14 protein-coding genes are annotated in these 18489 nt (G+C 32.8%); 7 read left to right on the top strand and 7 right to left on the bottom strand.

What is annotated here, in order from left to right:
- Positions 1 to 1473: a cryptochrome/deoxyribodipyrimidine photo-lyase family protein gene (locus EI427_RS06325; protein ID WP_126612807.1), complete on the top strand. Its 1473-nt coding sequence runs from the start codon at positions 1 to 3 to the stop codon at positions 1471 to 1473.
- On the top strand, positions 1474 to 2970 hold the full coding sequence (locus tag EI427_RS06320) for a cryptochrome/photolyase family protein (RefSeq protein WP_126612805.1): 1497 nt from the start codon (positions 1474 to 1476) through the stop codon (positions 2968 to 2970).
- Here the strand turns inward: EI427_RS06320 and EI427_RS06315 are convergent.
- Positions 2967 to 5312 (bottom strand): TonB-dependent receptor, encoded by a 2346-nt coding sequence (locus EI427_RS06315; RefSeq protein ID WP_126612803.1) that lies wholly within the window; start codon positions 5310 to 5312, stop codon positions 2967 to 2969. The genes EI427_RS06320 and EI427_RS06315 overlap by 4 nt on opposite strands.
- A gap of 148 nt (positions 5313 to 5460) precedes the next feature.
- Between EI427_RS06315 and EI427_RS06310 the strand changes: the two genes are divergently transcribed.
- Positions 5461 to 5892 (top strand): DoxX family protein, encoded by a 432-nt coding sequence (locus EI427_RS06310; RefSeq protein ID WP_126612801.1) that lies wholly within the window; start codon positions 5461 to 5463, stop codon positions 5890 to 5892.
- A 32-nt stretch (positions 5893 to 5924) separates the two neighbouring features.
- Here EI427_RS06310 and EI427_RS06305 read toward each other — a convergent pair whose 3' ends face one another.
- On the bottom strand, positions 5925 to 7997 hold the full coding sequence (locus EI427_RS06305; RefSeq protein ID WP_126612798.1) for a DEAD/DEAH box helicase: 2073 nt from the start codon (positions 7995 to 7997) through the stop codon (positions 5925 to 5927).
- A gap of 260 nt (positions 7998 to 8257) precedes the next feature.
- On the opposite strand from EI427_RS06305, the gene EI427_RS06300 reads away from it, so the two are divergent.
- The gene (locus EI427_RS06300; protein WP_126612796.1) at positions 8258 to 10243 is read left to right on the top strand and encodes an OmpA family protein; all 1986 of its coding nucleotides are present in this window, start codon (positions 8258 to 8260) and stop codon (positions 10241 to 10243) included.
- A gap of 6 nt (positions 10244 to 10249) precedes the next feature.
- Here EI427_RS06300 and EI427_RS06295 read toward each other — a convergent pair whose 3' ends face one another.
- Entirely contained in the window at positions 10250 to 10840 is a 591-nt protein-coding gene (locus EI427_RS06295; protein WP_126612794.1) for a hypothetical protein, read from the bottom strand.
- Between the two features lie 116 nt (positions 10841 to 10956).
- Between EI427_RS06295 and EI427_RS06290 the strand changes: the two genes are divergently transcribed.
- On the top strand, positions 10957 to 11325 hold the full coding sequence (locus EI427_RS06290; protein ID WP_262708878.1) for a CidA/LrgA family protein: 369 nt from the start codon (positions 10957 to 10959) through the stop codon (positions 11323 to 11325).
- Positions 11325 to 12029, top strand: coding sequence for an LrgB family protein (locus tag EI427_RS06285; RefSeq protein WP_126612790.1), 705 nt, complete (start codon positions 11325 to 11327; stop codon positions 12027 to 12029). Before EI427_RS06290 ends, EI427_RS06285 begins: the two co-directional genes overlap by 1 nt.
- Before the next feature lie 60 nt (positions 12030 to 12089).
- On the opposite strand, the gene EI427_RS06280 is transcribed toward EI427_RS06285, so the two are convergent.
- From EI427_RS06280 to EI427_RS06265, 4 genes are all read right to left on the bottom strand, one after another.
- Positions 12090 to 13280, bottom strand: a complete 1191-nt coding sequence (locus tag EI427_RS06280) for an ATP-grasp domain-containing protein (protein ID WP_126612788.1) — start codon at positions 13278 to 13280, stop codon at positions 12090 to 12092.
- 18 nt (positions 13281 to 13298) lie between these two features.
- Complete coding sequence (locus tag EI427_RS06275; RefSeq protein WP_126612786.1) at positions 13299 to 14114, bottom strand: type 1 glutamine amidotransferase; 816 nt, start codon at positions 14112 to 14114, stop codon at positions 13299 to 13301.
- A 26-nt stretch (positions 14115 to 14140) separates the two neighbouring features.
- A complete protein-coding gene (locus EI427_RS06270; protein WP_126612783.1) occupies positions 14141 to 15286 on the bottom strand; it encodes a carboxylate-amine ligase in 1146 nt (381 codons plus the stop codon).
- A 111-nt stretch (positions 15287 to 15397) separates the two neighbouring features.
- Complete coding sequence (locus EI427_RS06265; protein WP_126612781.1) at positions 15398 to 16531, bottom strand: ATP-grasp domain-containing protein; 1134 nt, start codon at positions 16529 to 16531, stop codon at positions 15398 to 15400.
- Between the two features lie 277 nt (positions 16532 to 16808).
- On the opposite strand from EI427_RS06265, the gene EI427_RS06260 reads away from it, so the two are divergent.
- Positions 16809 to 18461 (top strand): alpha/beta hydrolase-fold protein, encoded by a 1653-nt coding sequence (locus EI427_RS06260; RefSeq protein ID WP_126612779.1) that lies wholly within the window; start codon positions 16809 to 16811, stop codon positions 18459 to 18461.
- The last annotated feature ends 28 nt before the right edge of the window (positions 18462 to 18489 follow it).

The raw sequence follows: 18489 nt of genomic DNA, 5'->3' as shown, positions 1-18489 counted from the left end.
ATGGAAACTAAAGAAATTAATATTGTTTGGTTAAAGAGAGATTTAAGAACTCAAGACCATAAAGCACTACACGAAGCAGAAAAAAGTAACCTACCCTATTTAATAATTTTCATTTTTGAACCAAGTTGTATTTACTACAAAGACACCTCCTTACGCCACCTTCAATTTCAATATCAGTCTTTATTAATAATGAATTCCATTCTCCAAAAAAACAACCATAAGGTGCAGATAATGTATGGAGAAGCTATTGATATATTTGAAAAAATATCTTTCACCTACCGTATTAAATCCGTTTATAGTTACCAAGAGAGCGGCATACAAAAGACTTATTTACGAGACATAGATCTTAGTAATGCATTTAAATCAAACGGCATTAAATGGGTAGAATTTCAGAGAGATGGAATACAGCGTGGAATAAAAAACAGACTAGATTGGGATAAAAATTGGTATTCAACCATGAACACAAACGTCATTGAGAATAAATACAATGACAGTAAATCTATCAATATAATTAATCCAGCTCCACTACCCACTCACATTAAAAATAAATACACAAATTATTCAAAATCATATCAGCCAGCAGGAGAAGAATATGGTAACAAATACCTTGAATCCTTTGCTAATGGAAGAGGATTTGGATACCATAAATTTATATCAAAACCATTAGAAAGTAGAACTTCTTGTGGAAGGTTATCACCTTACTTAGCATGGGGTAATTTATCTATTAAACAATGCTATTTGTTTCTGAAAAATCACCCCAACAGGCCTAATAACAAAAAAGCTTTTTCTGGAATAATGACACGTTTAAAATGGCATTGTCACTTTATTCAAAAATTTGAAAGTGAATGTACATACGAAACAGAATGTGTGAATAAAGGGTATGAAACACTAGTAAATGATAATAACGACGCTTTTTTAACTGCTTGGAAAGAGGGTAAAACAGGCTATCCGTTAGTTGATGCATGTATGCGATGTTTAATAGAAACAGGTTGGTTAAATTTTAGAATGCGTGCAATGGTTGTTTCATTTTTATGTCATCATTTAGATCAAGATTGGAGACGAGGTGTTTACCACTTGGCAAATTTATTTTTAGATTATGAACCAGGTATTCACTACACCCAGTTTCAAATGCAAGCGGGTACAACTGGAGTGAATACAATTAGAATTTATAATCCTTTAAAACAATCTCTTGAACATGATCCAAAAGGGAAATTTATTCGTAGTTGGATACCAGAATTGAAAAATATTCCAGATAACTATATTCATGAACCTTGGAAAATGACACGACTAGATAGAGCGTTTAATAATTTAGGAGATCTCGAATACCCCGACCCAATTGTAGATTTAATTGAAAGTGGTAAAAAGGCACGGACAAGAATTTGGGGACACAGAAAAGAGAGTGCAGTAAAGGAAGATAAAAAACGAATTTTAGTACTTCACACAAGAAATAATCTCAACAAAAAAGCTATTTAAATGAAAACTATTGCCATTGTTTTTCCTCATCAATTATTTAAAGAGTCCCCTTTACTTCACTATAATTCATTTCTTTTAATTGAAGAGCATTTATACTTCAATCAGTATAAATTTCACAAACAAAAAATTGCATTTCATAGAGCATCCATGAAAAACTATGAAAGTTATTTAAAGCAATTGGGTAAAGATGTTTTATATATAGATAGTCACCAAAAGAATGACATTAGAAACGTTATTGAATTTATAGATAACGATGTAAAAGAAATTGTTTCAATTGACCCAACAGATAATTGGTTAGAAAAACGATTAAAATCCACTTGTTCAAAAAATAACATCACATTAACTCTTTTAGAGAACCCTTCTTTTCTAAATTCAAAACAGATTAATGAAAGGTTACTCAATAAAACAGCAAAGAAATATTATCATTCTAAATTTTATAAAGCACAAAGAGTTCGATTAAATATTTTAGTGGATAAAGAAGCTCAACCCATAGGTGGTCAATGGTCTTTTGATGGTGATAACAGAAAAAAGTACCCTGCTAAAAAAACGCCTCCTAAAGTTCAATTTTGCACATCTTCAAAAATTTATGAAGAAGCTATTGAGTATACTGAAAATCATTTCTCTAAAAATTATGGTGAGATTAATACAAGTAACTTTTACCCTATAGATTTTCAATCTGCTGAAATATGGTTAGAGCAATTTTTAGAAGAAAGATTTTCTGAGTTCGGTAGTTATGAAGATGCAATAGTAAATAATGAAAACATTCTAAACCATAGCTTACTATCTCCTCTTTTAAATACTGGGTTATTATCTATCCAATATGTAGTACACCGTATTCTCGATTTTGCTACTAAAAACGAAATTCCAATTAACTCTACTGAAGGTTTAATTAGACAACTTATTGGGTGGAGAGAATTTATTAGAGGAATTTACGAAATAAGAGGAAGTGATGAAAGAAGCATTAATTATTGGAATTTTACCACTAAAATACCGAACTCTTTTTATAATGGAACCACAGGAATACCCCCTATTGATGATTGTATTAATAAAGTTCTAGCTACAGGTTATTGTCATCATATTGAACGTTTGATGGTACTTGGTAACTTTATGCTCTTATGTGAGTTCCATCCAAATGAAGTTTACAAATGGTTTATGGAGTTATTTATTGACGCCTATGATTGGGTAATGGTTACCAATGTTTACGGAATGAGTCAGTTTGCTGATGGTGGGTTAATGGCCTCAAAACCTTATATAAGTAGTAGCAATTATGTATTAAAAATGAGTAATTATAAAAAAGGAGAATGGCAAAAGACTTGGGATGGTTTATTCTGGCGATTCATGGATAAACAGAGAAATACCATGAAAAAGAACCCTAGACTTAGTATGCTCATTAATAATTACGATAAAATGGATAGTACAAAAAAAGAAAATCTTTCCACTCACGCAGAAAGATTTCTAATAAATTTCAGTTGTAAAGAACCCTCTCTTTTTGATTAAAACCAACTAGATAAACTAACTGTAAAGTTACGTCCGGGTTCTGGTAAATTTAATATTCTATATCGTGATAAATGCCTCATATAATTGGCATTTGTAAGGTTATCTACTCTAAATGTAAGGTTGCCATATACTGATTTCATATGGAAGCCTGTCCCCATTTTAAGGCCCATTACAGCATAACCATCTGTGGCTAATTCATTTCTATCAACCCTATTTTGGGCTTGAACCAATTCTGCATTAACAGAAATATATGGTTTACTAAAAAAACTACTCTTTACAGGTTGTGTAAAAGTAAGCTCATTTAAAGTTGCTAAAGGAGGTACAAACGGAAACGATCTCTTCGTTTCAGTATTTACGGAATAAACATATTCTACAGAATTAGTAAAGACAAATTTCTTTGAAATATTCCAATTTAAAGAAAATTCATAACCCGTAAAGAAGCCTTCACTTTCTGTATACTTATAAATTTGCCCTCCATCAGGTAATGTTGATGGTGTCCCAGAAGCAGCTAAGTAAATGTAATTTGAATAGTAATTAAAATAAGGATTAATACTTAAAGCTACTTTTTTAGTCGAGTAACTTAAATTAAGGTCCCATTGGTATCCCGTTTCAGGAGATAAATCTGCTGTACCTTGTTCGTGTCTAAAAGTACCATGATGAACACCATTAGCAGCTAATTCATTTGCAGTAGGTGCTCTAAAAGTCTTCGCGAAATTTGTATTTGCATCTATTACTTTCAATAGCTTCCATTTTAAACCAACAGACCCCGTAAAATTGTAATAATCATTAGAAATGGCTTGTGCCCTCACCCAAGGGGTTCCTGAATTTGAAGGGTCATCAAAGTAATTATCAACGTATTCATCAGAATCAAATGATATGTAATCGAATCTTAAACCACCAATTAATTCTAGCTTCTCACTCATTTCCCAACCTATCATACCATAACCACCTGCTGTATTTTGACGATAATTTGGAATAAGAAAATCATAACCACTACGCTCATTTTCTTGATATTCGTAATTGATACCTGTCTCCCACTTCAAATTTTCTTTCTCTACATCATAATGCACATTTACAGAGGAAGTTCTAAGATTTAGTTCATTTGCTACAGAACCATATTCACTTTCAGGTCTTCCATGCCTAATTGGGTCAGATAGTTCTTGTCTATTATTGAATTGTTGCCCAAGATCAAACCATAAAACACCATTGCCTATATCTAGGTGGGAGTTCCAAGTTATCATTTGATGTAAAATTTCTTGCTTAGGTACAGATGGATTTCGTTCATTGCCAAAACTATCTAACCAACTCTGAGAAGGAATACCTGTTGCCCCTGGAAACAAACCAACAGATTCTTTAAACATAGAATATGAAATACTACTAATCCAATTGTTAGTTTCTAATCCAACAGTAGCTTTTAAATTGCCAATATCACCACCAGTATTTACTAATACGCCATTGTCAATTCTATAAATTCCTCCTAAATAATCAAATGTTTCTGCAGGGACTCTATAATTACCAAAATCTTCGTACCCTCCAGATAACTGATAAAATACTCTTTCTTTTTGAGCATTTACTTTAAAATCTGCTCCAACATATTGGTTGTTACTACGGTAAGTAATTCCTGCTTTTCCTTCTATACTATTTTCTCCTAAAGGTTCTGGTGATTTCATTCTAATTACACCTCCCAAACCATCTGAGCCATATTTCAATGTTGCAGCACCTTTGGCTATTTCTACTTCGTCTACAGTAGATTGCCCTACAGATAAACCATGATCCATGCCCCATTGCTGATCTTCAAGCTTTACACCATCTACACTTACAACAACTCTAGACCCTGCCATACCTCTTACTGTAGGCTTAGAAATACCTACACCTGTACTTATGTAAGATACACCTGGAGTTTTTGCTAACGTCTCAGAAATTGTAGTAGCCTTTTGTGTTTCAAGCATAAAAGAATTTACACTCATCAAGTTCATACCCGAAAGTGACAATTCATCATGCCCATGTTCGTGAATTTCGACTTGCTCTAATTCTTCTAAAGATGGGTCTATCTCAACTTCATTCATTTTATTAGCATATAACGTTACTTTTTTCTCGTTAAAGCCTAGAAAATGAACAATTGTTTGAATCGATTTTTTATTTCCTTCATCTACGAATTGAAAACGGCCATCATGAGTAGTAACAGCAACTACATTACCTGTTTTTTCAACAAGAATGGTTACGCCTTCTAATGGAGATTTGGTTTCATCATCAACAATTACACCTTTAAAAGTGGTTTGTTGAGCGAATACGCAAAAGGGAAATAAACTGATTATTAAAGTAATGATGAGTTTTTGCAACATAATTGCAAAAATACACCATATTTTGATTTTTTAAGATTATCGATGATCTAATTATTCATTTATCCTATCAAATTTTCAAAAACACCTCAGTAAAAGTGATTTAAAAATCCATCTTTGCAATTGATCCATAACACAATAAAAAAATAGTATGTTTAAACAACTCATTCAAACAAACAATTCAAAATCTATTCTTCTAATTAGGATTATGGTAGGAGTAGTTTTTTTATCAGAGGGAATTCAAAAATTTATATTTCCTGCACTTCGAGGTGTTGGAAGATTTGAGAAAATCGGTTTACCCAACCCAGAAATATTAGGTAATCTTATTGGCGGTATAGAAATAATTTGTGGAGTATTAATTTTAGTTGGCTTTATAACTCGCTTAGGTAGCTTTTTTACATTTATGATAATGCTTACAGCATTGGCTACAACCAAATTTACAATTTTACAGAATGACGGTTTTTGGGTAATGATGCATGCTAGTAGAACAGATTTTGCAATGTTATTAGGCAGTCTTTTTTTACTGATTAACGGAGGAGGTTTATGGTCTATGGACTATATAAATACAAAAAAGGTAAGCTGATTTAAATTTCAACTTACCTTCTTAAAATATACTTATTTCTTCTTCGACTTACCTTGTGTGATATAAGCACTTACTTTACCACTTGCTCGCTGCTTATCGATAGAAGCTTTATTTTTATTTCTACGGTTTTTATCCACCTTATCTTTATTCTTTTTCCTTTCATGAAAGGCTCCCTTAAAGTTAGGGTCTTCTTTACGTTTCTGACGATCAATTTCCATCGCCATGTCACGTGCTTCATGCTGAGTAGCTTCTTGTTCTTCTACTCCTTCTGGCATCTCTAAAACAGGAATCTCTTTATTAATTACTTCTTCAATTTTTAATAAATGATATTTCTCCGCAGGATTACAGAAAGTATATGCAACACCCGTATTGTTTGCTCTACCTGTTCTACCTACACGGTGAACATAATCATGATACATCACTGGAACATCAAAGTTAACCACGTGAGATACCATACTAACATCAATACCTCTTGCAGCTACATCTGTTGCTACTAAAACTCGGATGTCACCATCTTTAAAATCATCAATACTATTTATTCGAGCATTCTGACCCTTATTAGCATGGATTACTCTTACCTCGCCTTCAGTGTGTCTTTGTAAGAAAGCAGCTACGCCATTGGCTTGTTCTTTCTTACGTACAAATACCATAATTCTTGATAATGAAGCATCTGTATTCATTAAATAAGAAAGAAGATGAAGTTTCGTCATAAAGTTGGGTACATTATACACAAACTGATCTACCATTTCTGCGGTAGTAGCTTGCGGTGTAATTTCAACTCTCTGAGGAAATTCTAAGAACTCTTCACTTAAACGAACAACTACATCTGGCATTGTTGCCGAGAACAAAAGGTTCTGACGTTTTCTTGGAATAATTTCCAACATCTGACGAATTTGTGGCATGAATCCCATATCCATAATTCTATCCGCTTCGTCAAGTACCATATATTTAATTGACTTCGTTTTCAATTTACCTCTAGAATAAATATCCATTACTCTACCAGGTGTACCTACTAATAAATCAATCCCTTTTTCTACTTCTTCAATCTGCGTTTTGGGGCCAATACCACCATAAACTACAGCATGTCTTAAACCAGTATAAACTGCTAATTTTTCGACTTCTTTTCCTACTTGAATTGCCAATTCTCTTGTAGGTACTAAAATCAGTACTCTCGGATCATTTCCTTGAGCATATTTTGCCTTATAAAGAAGTGGTAATAAATAAGCTGCTGTTTTACCTGTTCCTGTTTGTGCTATACCGAACAAATCGTGTCCAGATAAAACAAGTGGAATAGCTTTATCTTGTATAGGTGTTGGTTCTGTATACCCAAGTTCATCACAAACAGAATAGAGTTGTTTGTTTAATTTGAATTTTCTGAAACCTAACCCCTCGTCTTCTTTTCTCTTCTCCTCAATTGCAGCCGCTTGCTCATTTTCAGCTCCAGGCTTTTGAGGTAGGTATGTTAGCTCAGGATCATTTCCAAGATGATCCACATTATTAAATTCAATTAATTTAAATGTTCCAGAGTACTCGTTGTATTCTAAAGTAGTTACCCCTGTATTTTTAGGAGCAAAATTCTTCATTTCATCAAAATCAAGATCAAGAAGAAGACATAAGAATATACGAATAGAGCGACTATGCATACAAATAAGAACATTACGTTCATTTTCGTTTTGCATTATGTTCTCTAAACCAACTGCTAATCGTTGTAAAACATCGAAAAGCATTTCTCCATTTTTAGGAAATGCATCAAAATTACCTGCTTCCCATTCGTCAGAGATACTTTGAACGGTTTTTCCATCAACTGTAAAATCATCAATAGAGTTACCTTCAAAATCACCGTAATTCATTTCATCAAATTCAGGAATGATTTCATAATCTAATCCCTTATCAATAAATCCTTTAGCTGTCTGATGTGTTCTTTTTAAAGATGTAACATATAATTTATCGAATTTAAAGTCTTTGTAAGCATCGAATAATAACTTTCCCTGCTTCTGACCAATTTCGTTTAAATCTGCATCAATTTTACGACCTTGTACAATCCTTTTAGTATTGTATGCCGTCTGACCATGACGAACTAAATAAATTCTTTTTGAATTACTCATATCTGATTTTGAATTAAGCTACAAAGCTAAGTACATTAAAAAAAAAGAAACATGTTTTGGTCAATTATCTTTCAATTATTTTAATAAAATGTAATTGTTAACGATTTATTACCACTTCTGATCAGCAAAATGAAGTTTCTTATCCTTTCTATATTCCTCAAACATCTCTATTTTTGTATTATATTGAGTTCTTCAAAGAAATCCTTTCAATTCTATTTTTTGAAAGAAGGGATTCTTTTTCCTTTTAAACAGCTATCAGTTTGATTAAGTATTTATATATATCGCTTCTCTTTTTTATTTTAAGTAATAGTAATGGTTTTTCACAAACTATTTATTGGGCAGATACTGTGCAAGATTACTCGTCGCAGTATAGTGAGGCTGCATTTGGAGCAACTCAAGTAGTTGGTCTTCCTAATGTCCCACTCAAATCTAACAGAAATCCACTTGCTTGGTTATCTGATGAGGATACTACTGCATTTCTACAAATTGGTTTTGCAGCGCCAATTAGCAATATAAATCAGATAATTATTTGTGAAGCTTTTTACCATAATGCTATCCAAAAAATTGAAGTTTTAAGTAATGATCAGTTTTTAACTGTTTATGATCAAGAACCTGCTCATATTAAATTTGGCAGTCAGAATAGTAATTATTTTTTTAAAAGGATTGATACTCCCATCACATCAATTAAAATAACATTAAAAGCAAAGTCATCAATTCGTTTATGTGGTATTGATGCTATTGGCGTTTCAGAATCTTCTAAAGCAATAAGCATTTTACCACAGATAAGTAAAGATCTTGCTCCAACTGTTCTGACTAAACCTCTGAGTACTGCTTTAAATACATCTGCAGATGAGTCTAACCCTACCTTGGATATTAGAGGTGATAAATTATTATTTACAAGAACAAGCAAAGAAGGATCTCCTTTACTCTATGAGGCCTATTTAGATAGTCTAGATCAATGGGTATCAAAAGCTGTTACGATAGATTCTAGTATAAATTTTCTTCATAAATATATTACGGCATTAAGTCCAGATGGCATTACTGCATTATCTGTTATTGATGAGAGTGGCACAGACTTTCAATTAAGCACTTTAGAACTAGAAGATTCTAGTTGGATTGAACAAGAGCAAATTATAATACCTAATATACAGTTACTAGAGCAAAAATCTGATTTCTTCTTATCAAACAGTCGAAAAGTTATGCTTATGGCATTGACTGATAATAGAACAGAATCTGTAACCAATTTGTATGTTAGTTTTAAAGATGAAAATAATAGATGGTCAGCCCCTCAATCATTAGGCTCAAGTATTAATACTTTAGGAAAAGAAACGTCTCCTTTTTTATCAACGGATGAAAAGACATTGTACTTCTCTTCTACTGGGCATCAAGGGTTTGGCGGAAGTGATATTTTTGCTACAAAAAGACTTGATGATTCTTGGGAGAATTGGAGTACTCCAGAAAATTTAGGACCGACAATTAATTCGGCTACTGATGAATCTGATTTATGTATTCCCGTATCTGGTGATATTGGATTTTTTAGCAGAGTAACAGAAAATGGAGACAAAGATATTTACACTGTTAAACTACCTATTTTACTCCCTCCTGAGCCTGTTGCTTTAGTGAGTGGAAAAGTTATAAATAAGACAACACAGCAACCTATTCATACAAAAATTATATATACAGATTTAACAACGCAAGAAGAAGTTGGAACTGTATTTTCTAACGCCACAACAGGTACCTACTACATAACATTACCTCTTGGAAAAGAATACTCATTTCTTGCAACATCAACTGGCTTTATGTCGCAGAGTGAACATATAGATTTAACAGATCAGAAATTAGAAGTTCAAGCAATTCAAAACCTGCATTTAGTTCCTTTGGAAGAAACTGCTACGCTAATTTTAAAGAATATATTCTATGAACACAATAGCAGCTATTTACAAAAATCATCTTATGATGAACTAGATAGAATGGTTGACTTATTGAGTGTAGAACAATCTATTAAAAAAGTTGAGATTACAGGCTACACAGATAACCAAGGGAGCGCTAATTACAACAAATGGTTAAGTGAAAAAAGAGCTGCCTCTGTAAAAAATTATCTTGTAAAAAATGGAATTGATGCAAATAGATTAACCATTAGTGGTAAAGGGGAAGAAAACCCAATTGCCACTAATGATTCTGTTGAAGGAAAACAAAAAAATAGACGTGTTGAGTTTCAAATTACTGAAATATCGCCTATAAACTAATCACTTTTAAAACGACCTTTGTCGTAATCGAAGTGCTTGTTGATAATTTGAATCATATACTTTAGACGTTGATATATAATAATAAATTACCGTATCTAGGAGTTTTTTCCTATTTGGTAATTTCATTATTACGTTTTCATCTAACTTCTGAAAAAGGTTGGAAGCAATGTTTCCAAACCACAATTCTCCAATGTCATTTCCTCTAAGTTGAACAATAATATCATCCCAAATTCTTAACGCTTCATCATATACATTATGATCTAAAAGCGATTGAAAAGTTGATTTAATCAAAGATATTTCATTGCTAGAAGTTAGCCCTTCTCCGAGTTGAATAATACCTTGATTTACATTCTCTTGCAATGTTCTTATCCTATCAAATTCATTATCTAATTGGATAGAATCATACTCTTCTAAATAAGCAATTGATAATACATGAAGAGCCGCTTCATAATCGCCTCTCTTCTCGTAGCAAGATGCCCATATTAAAAACTCTTCTAGATTTACTGTTTCAAATTTGTCGACTCTTTCTTCTAACACGATAATGACTTCATCGTATTTTTTCTTTGTAAGTAATTCTTCTATTGATAATCTTTTCATAACTAGTTTTTGTGGTAAGCCTATATGAATATACATAATAAAGCGTTAAATCGCCACTATTTAATAAATCTAATAGAACTAATTCCTTAAGAAATATCGATGTATATTTATAAAAAATTAAAACATTTAATACAAAATACATGATACGCGGGTTTATGCTGATCCTAACAATGCTAGCGTTAGGAACATTAATTAATGAAGCAACAGGGGTTCCAATACCTGGTAATGTGATTGGAATGGTTATACTATTTCTATGTCTATATCTTAAAATTATTCCTTATCAATGGGTAAAAGATGCAGCAACGTCCTTAACTAAAAGGATGTCATTATTTTTTATACCTGCTGGTGTTGGAATGATGGAATATCTTGATGTTTTACAAGAAAACTGGCTTATGATTTCAGTTACCATTGTAATCTCTATGTTTGCTGTTATGTTATCTGCCGGTTATACTGGGCAGTTTTTAGGAAAAAAAGATAATAAATAATGAAAGAATTACTACATCATCTTTTTGAAAGCGAAACGTTTGTTCTTGCAGCTACTTTAGGGTTGTTCTTAATTTTTGAAGCGATTTATCAAAAAGTAAAAAGTCCAATTTTAAATCCTGTTTTACTAACTATACTTACATTAATCGTTATCCTAAAAAGTACCAATGTTAGCTATGAGACCTACAAAACAAATGCTCATATGATTAACTTCATGTTAGGGCCATCTGTTGTTGCATTAGGTTACTTACTTTATGAACAATTACATACAATAGGAAAAAATGCATTAACTATTCTTGCTGCTACTTTTGCAGGGAGTGTTATGGGTATTCTTTCTGTTATTATAGTTGGTAAATTATTTGGAGCAGACGAAACGCTTATAGTTTCTATGGCTCCAAAGTCTGTTACAACACCTATTGCAATGGCTGTCTCTTTTCAGAATGGAGGTATCCCCTCTCTAACAGCAGTTTTTGTAATTATTGTCGGAATTCTTGGTGCTACAGTTGGTCCAATGGTTTTGCATAAAGTGGGCATTACTAAACCAATTGGAAAAGGATTAGCAATGGGTACTTGCGCTCATGGAATTGGAACAGCAGCAGCAATACAAATGGGTATTGTTGAAGGTGCAATTAGTGGCTTATCCATTGGTTTAATGGGTATTTTCACAGCTCTTCTAACGCCTTCTATTTTATCATTATTTTATTAAAATAGAAATTACAATAAATAAAGAGGTTGTTTTAATTGAATTTAAAACAACCTCTTTATTTTACATAAGTCCAATAGAAGCGCCTACAAAAGTTTTATTGTGATTGTATTTTACTCCAATCATCTCTCCTCTACTCATTCTACAAAGATTGACAATTAACTCAGGTGATTCTTCATTATCAGCCCAAATAAACATCAATCTTACTTCTACCTTTACATCTCCACCGTCTGCAGCTTCAACAATTGGTTCGTAATTAATTTTTCTTTGTAAAATATAGTTTCCTCTTTCTTCTTCAGCAATTGCATCCAAATGCTTCTGCTCTAAATGAAAAACTACTCCTGCTCCAGCAAAAGAGTACAATGGCTTTAAAACATAGTTTTCCAAATCTTTAGGGTAAGTAGTGTAATCTGTCAAAAATTTTGTTTCTGGCACAAACTTACTTTCCAAATAAGGCATTAGAGATTTACTTATTCTAAAGAACCAATTAGGGTGACCTGCCCATTCTACATTAACATCATCAGTTAATCTAAATTGAAGGTCTAAAGGTTCCCAATTTTCAATTTCATCAAAAATAAGTCTATTATATATCCTTTTTATTGGTGTTTTCTTACCGTTATTGATATAAAATAAATCTTTACCTTCTTTAATTACATCAGTAATACACACTGTTTCTATACCTACAACTTCTTTTGTTGCAGCAAAATCAACTCTTGTATGTTGCTTATCAGGAAAAATTTCTAATAAAATTACATTTTCCGGAGCATGTCCATTTAGAATAACATTCTTCAATTTTTCGATATATTCCTGTTCAGAATTATCAAAAAACGGAGTTAACGTATCGTCTAAATTATATATTTTTTTATATGCTTCTTGCTTGAAGATGTTAAATGCAAAAATTGAAGGAAAACCTTGTAACTCTATCATTTGAGGTTCTAATTCTCCTTTTTCGTTTTTACAAACAGCAAAATCTACCGCTAAAAAGTTCGTATGATCGTCTTCATTTGGAACAATACAATCTTTCGGTATTGCCTCTTCTGTTATCTTTTTAAAGTCTTTTCGCTTTAAAACTTTAACAACGTCATCACATGCCTCTTTTACTCTTTCGATAAATTCTGGTGGAAAAAAAATTGGTGTTTCAGCCATTCTGAAAGCCAATTCTTCACCAAATTTATCATCAAAATATTTAGTAAGTGACTTATATTTATCGTCTGAGAAATTCTTATTAAATTCTCCTCTTAAAGACTTGATCATATTTACTATTAGTTATAACTAATTTTGAGGTTCTTCTTGTTTCGTTAATGCCTGGATAGCATACTGTAAAAAAGAAGGAATTATTGGTCTAAACGCCATATTCAATCGACTAGGATCTTCTAAAATCTTCATCAATTTATTAAATTTCTTTTCTCCAAATTTTTCTATTATACCTTTTTTCTGAGGGTCAACTCCAAAGTAAGGTATCAACCCTTCTGCGTCTGCTTCTGGGTGGAACTGTGTCCCAAAAAATTCATCAGAAAATCGGATAGCCATTACAGCACGTTTATAATCTGTATGCGGTCTTATCTTTTCCATACAAACAATTTTAGCCCCTATTTTATTCAATTGCTCTTGAGTCACATTCAATAATTGATGATCTCTAGAATCAATAGCATAAAAAGTATCGCCAAAAACAGATAAGAATGGATCTTTTTTACCTTCTTCAGTTTTGTGCACTCTCATAGCACCAAATGCCGTTGAATGTCGCTGAGAAAGTTGACCTAAACCGAAAAATCTACTTGCCATTTGAAATGAATGACAAATAAAGAATACATATTTTTTTCTTGAATGAGTGAGGTTATGCTCCCATAACTTTTGCAATAAATCGAAGTATCCTTGCTCCCAACCTTCTTCTTCTAAAGGATTTCCAGGTCCACCTGTAGATAAATAAATATCAAATGATGTATCTGGAAGCTGATCTTCTCCTCTTAAATCAAAAATTTGATAATCAACTTCTTCCTTTACTTCTCCCAAGATATCTTTAATACAACGCATTCCTTCGTTAGGAACTTTGTTGTACATATCAATCAATGCTAATCTTAATCGACCCATTAAACTTTAAAAATGTTCTTTATTAATTACACACCCACACTAGGTATTGTTAAATTCCAAGGTAATTTGGTATCTAAGTCTTTATTTGTTTCTTGAACAATATATTTAGCTACATCTTCAAGACTATTTGTTTGCTTAAATATTTCTAATTGTCTTCTAGCACCAGTTCCTTTTTCTAATAAAGCAGGAATGGTTTCTAGAACATCTCGGCTACCAAGTTCATCTACAACATCATCTACAAAATCAAGAATTTCTAAGATTAGTTGTTTAGAATCTACTTCTTCACGTTTACCAAAATCAATTAGTTTGCCTTCTAAACCGTACCTTGCGGCTCTCCACTTATTTTCGTTCACTAATGCTCTTCTATATATTCTGAAAGACATATTCTGTCTCATTAATTTATCTAGTTTACAAACAATCGCTTGTACTAAAGAGGCAATAGCTAGAGTTTCTTCTGTAGTCATCTGTACATCACAGATTCTAAATTCTATTGTATTGTAAAATGGATGCATACGGATATCCCACCATATTTTCTTTGCATTATCAATACAATTTGTAGTAGTTAGCATTTCTATGTACTCATCATATTCTGCTGCAGAAGCATAAAATTCAGGAATACCCGTTCTTGGAAATTTATCAAAAACTTTTGTCCTGTAAGACATGTATCCTGTATTTCTACCTTCCCAGAATGGTGAGTTTGTAGAAAGAGCAAATATATGAGGTAAGAAATACCTCGCCTGATTCATTAAATGTAACGCTTGGTTACGATTTTCTATTCCTACATGAACGTGCATACCAAAAATTAAATTTGATCTTGCAGCATCTTGAAGTTCGTTGACAATTTGATTGTAACGAGGGTCATCCGTCATTAATTGTTCTGTCCACGAAGAAAACGGATGAGAACCAGCAGCAGCAATATACTGATCTTGATCTCCTGCCATTTGAGCAGCCATATTTCTAAGACGAACTACATCCTTACGAGCTTCATCGATATTTTCACAAATATGCGTTCCTACCTCAAGAACTGCTTTATGCATTTCAGGCTTTACATGCTCATGAAAATACTTCTTATCTTGATCTAGGATTTCATACAAGTGAGCCTTTAGAGATAGGTCTTCCATACTTACAGTTTGGAACTCCTCCTCTATACCAATTGTAAATTTTTTGCTCATAATAATTCAGTAGGTAAAAATAGGTTTTTTTTAAGATTATCAAGGGGGGATATATAGCATTAAGAGTTACCAATACTCCTAAGAAAATTGGTAACTCTTAATTATTTAAAACTAAGCTTTCTTCGCTCTTGTCGAAGTTTTCTTAGCAGTTGTTGCCTTTTTTACTGGGGCTTTTTTTGCTGGAGCCTTTTTAGCTGCAGTTGTTTTCTTTTCAGCAGCTGTAGTTTTTTTAGCAGCAGGCTTACGTGTTGCCGGTGCTTTCTTTGCTACAGGAGCTTTTTTAACAGCCTTTTTTAAAGATTGTTGTACACCTTCTTGTACATAAGTACCCCAAGTTAAGTTATCTTGTCCTTCTACTTGAGCTTCTGCTCTTTCGATGGCAAACTTAGCTGCGTGTTCAACGATCCATGCAAAATTTTCTTGTCCTACTGACTCTAAACCTGCATCTGGTGCTGGGTTACAGAAATCAATTGCATAAGGAACACCATCTCTGATTGCAAATTCTACAGTATTGAAATCATACCCTAAAGCATGATTCAATTTAAGAACATACTCCTCGATAGTTTTCAATAATTTTGGATCAGTTGGTTTGTCTTGATCAACTACATAACGTAAATGAGGTTGATTTTCTGGAGCGTAAGGCATGATGTGAACATACTTACCTCCTAAACAATAACAACGGAAGTACTCCGTAAATTTAATTTCTTCTTGAAGCATCATTACTAAACGTTCAGTTTCAGCATGCTTTTCAAAAAGTTCATTAGAATCATTTACTTTATAAACACTTTTCCAACCTCCACCATCATGTGGTTTCATGTAGGCAGGAAAACCGATATAATCAAAAATACTATTCCAATCTAATGGGTAAGCCAAGTTTGTGAAAGAATCTTGGTTTGTATCATCAGGCCATTGGTTAGACGGTAATAAAACAGTCTTTGGTACAGGTACACCAACTTTTAATGCTAATGCATTATTGAAAAATTTCTCATCAGCACTCCACCAGAATGGGTTATTGATTACAGCTGTACCACAAATTGCAGCGTTCTTTAAGAAAGCACGGTAAAAGGGTACATCCTGAGAAATACGGTCAATAATAACAGCGTATTCAGTTGCTTTACCTTGGACTACTTTGTCGATAGAAACTGCTTCTGCAGTAATACCTTTAGGAGCAATTTCGTTTACTTTATCAATAAAAGCTTGAGGAAAACTACGCTCCTTACCAAAGAGGATACCAATTTTTTTCATGGATAATATTTTAATTGAATGACTAGGTTATTGTTATAATGGGTAATTTGGGTCACCAAATCGTTGTAATAAATAAAAGATTAATCCTTTAAATGAATTGATCAATTATCCATAACGAGTGCAAAGCTACAAAAACAATTATTAATCATTGTAAATTATTTGTAAAATTTCAATAGTATTTTCATTTATTTGATGTATCATTGCAGTCGATTTAAGTTAGGATGCCCTAACACAGTGTATAAGACCCCGTGCTTGTTGTTTTCAAATCAAAAGTTTAATGAACCACCATCAATCACAGAATAATGATGAAAATCAGTATTTTGATCACATTGAACAGACCTATTATTCCAATTTCTTAAGAAGAGATGTAGTTCTTTCTATTTTTCTTCCTCATAAAAAAGAGCCTTCTCCTATACAGGCTGCTTTTTTTAATGACGGACAAGATATGGAAGCTGTTCAGATGTATTCTACTTTAAATCACCTTTATGACCTTAAAGTAATTAACCCTATAGCGGTTATAGGAATACATTGTAGTGCTTTAAGAATTGATGAATATGGCTGTATTTCTTCTGCTGATTATATGAACAGAGGAGATAAAGCACACGATTTTTCCCGTTTTGTTATTGAAGAACTAATTCCCTATTGCAGAAAGAGCTTTAACATTTCCTCTTCTCCAAAAGACATTGCTTTTGCAGGTTTTTCATTAGGAGGATTGGCTGCTTTAGATATCTCTTGGCACTACCCTCAATATTTTAACAAAATTGGAGTATTCTCTGGTTCATTTTGGTGGAGGGATAAACCTGCCGAAGGAGATTACAATGATGATATAGACCGTATAATGCATAGAACAATTCAAAACTCTTCTAAAAAAGAAGGATTGAAATTCTGGTTGCAAACGGGTACTAAAGACGAAACATCTGACAGAAATAATAACGGCATTATAGATTCTATAGATGATACCCTTGATATAATTAAAGAGCTTGACAAAAAAGGTTATGATATCCACGATGATATTACTTATGTTGAAATAACAGATGGTGAACATAACTTTAATACTTGGTCTGCTGTTTTACCTAACTTTTTAACATGGGCTTTTGGTGGTAATGATTATGTTAAAACTGACCGTCAACAATTAGCAGAAAGAAGACACAAAATGTGGTTTCATTTAGATGCTATGTCCGAAGCTCCAAATGTAGATATCATGCTTATCAGCGATAAGTTTGATATGCCGCAATTAGGAAAAAAAAGGGCTGTTTGGGCATTGTTACCGAAAGGATGGGATTCTTTTACGGAACGTTATCCTGTTATGTATTTACACGATGCACAAAACCTGTTCAATAAAAATGCTCCATTTGGAATGTGGGGTATTCATAAGGTTATGTCCGAAATGATTGATCAGGGCAAGAAGATAATTGTGATTGCTATTGAACATGGTGATGAAGAACGTATTGAAGAGTTTGCCCCTTTTGCAGATGAAAACGGTACAGGTGGAAGCGGAAAAAGATATATTAATTTTATTGTTGATACACTAGTTCCATACATAAATAGAAACTTCCCTTCTAAACAAGATAGAGAAAATACTGGAATAGGTGGAAGTTCTATGGGAGGATTAGTAAGCTTGTATGCAGGTCTTTATAGACCAGAAGCATTTGGTAAATACATGATTTTCTCTCCATCATTGTGGTATTCTAGTAAAATATTTGCTTTAGCCAAGAGGGTTACCCCTTTCTTGAAATCAATGATCTATTTTTACGGTGGAGGAAAAGAAAGTGAAACACTATTAGATGAAATTGATGAGTTAATTGAAATTTTAAAAGATAGAGGTTTTGAAGGTCAGCACCTTCCGCTTAAAATAAATCATGATGCCAACCATTCAGAAGCTGTTTGGGGTCAAGAATTTGAAGAAGCCATGAATATACTCTTTTATTAACCACAAGAAATACTACATAAACCATATA

This window comes from Flammeovirga pectinis (genome assembly GCF_003970675.1).
Lineage (GTDB): Bacteria > Bacteroidota > Bacteroidia > Cytophagales > Flammeovirgaceae > Flammeovirga > Flammeovirga pectinis.
This window is presented reverse-complemented; position numbering and strand designations above follow the sequence as displayed.

What these genes read in the sequence shown, in the direction of transcription:
- EI427_RS06325 (WP_126612807.1), top strand. Translation starts at nt 1, where the DNA reads ATGGAAACTAAAGAAATTAATATTGTTTGGTTAAAGAGAGATTTAAGA.
- EI427_RS06320 (WP_126612805.1), top strand. Translation starts at nt 1,474, where the DNA reads ATGAAAACTATTGCCATTGTTTTTCCTCATCAATTATTTAAAGAGTCC.
- EI427_RS06315 (WP_126612803.1), bottom strand. Translation starts at nt 5,312, where the DNA reads ATGTTGCAAAAACTCATCATTACTTTAATAATCAGTTTATTTCCCTTT.
- EI427_RS06310 (WP_126612801.1), top strand. Translation starts at nt 5,461, where the DNA reads ATGTTTAAACAACTCATTCAAACAAACAATTCAAAATCTATTCTTCTA.
- EI427_RS06305 (WP_126612798.1), bottom strand. Translation starts at nt 7,997, where the DNA reads ATGAGTAATTCAAAAAGAATTTATTTAGTTCGTCATGGTCAGACGGCA.
- EI427_RS06295 (WP_126612794.1), bottom strand. Translation starts at nt 10,840, where the DNA reads ATGAAAAGATTATCAATAGAAGAATTACTTACAAAGAAAAAATACGAT.
- EI427_RS06285 (WP_126612790.1), top strand. Translation starts at nt 11,325, where the DNA reads ATGAAAGAATTACTACATCATCTTTTTGAAAGCGAAACGTTTGTTCTT.
- EI427_RS06280 (WP_126612788.1), bottom strand. Translation starts at nt 13,280, where the DNA reads ATGATCAAGTCTTTAAGAGGAGAATTTAATAAGAATTTCTCAGACGAT.
- EI427_RS06275 (WP_126612786.1), bottom strand. Translation starts at nt 14,114, where the DNA reads ATGGGTCGATTAAGATTAGCATTGATTGATATGTACAACAAAGTTCCT.
- EI427_RS06270 (WP_126612783.1), bottom strand. Translation starts at nt 15,286, where the DNA reads ATGAGCAAAAAATTTACAATTGGTATAGAGGAGGAGTTCCAAACTGTA.
- EI427_RS06265 (WP_126612781.1), bottom strand. Translation starts at nt 16,531, where the DNA reads ATGAAAAAAATTGGTATCCTCTTTGGTAAGGAGCGTAGTTTTCCTCAA.
- EI427_RS06260 (WP_126612779.1), top strand. Translation starts at nt 16,809, where the DNA reads ATGAACCACCATCAATCACAGAATAATGATGAAAATCAGTATTTTGAT.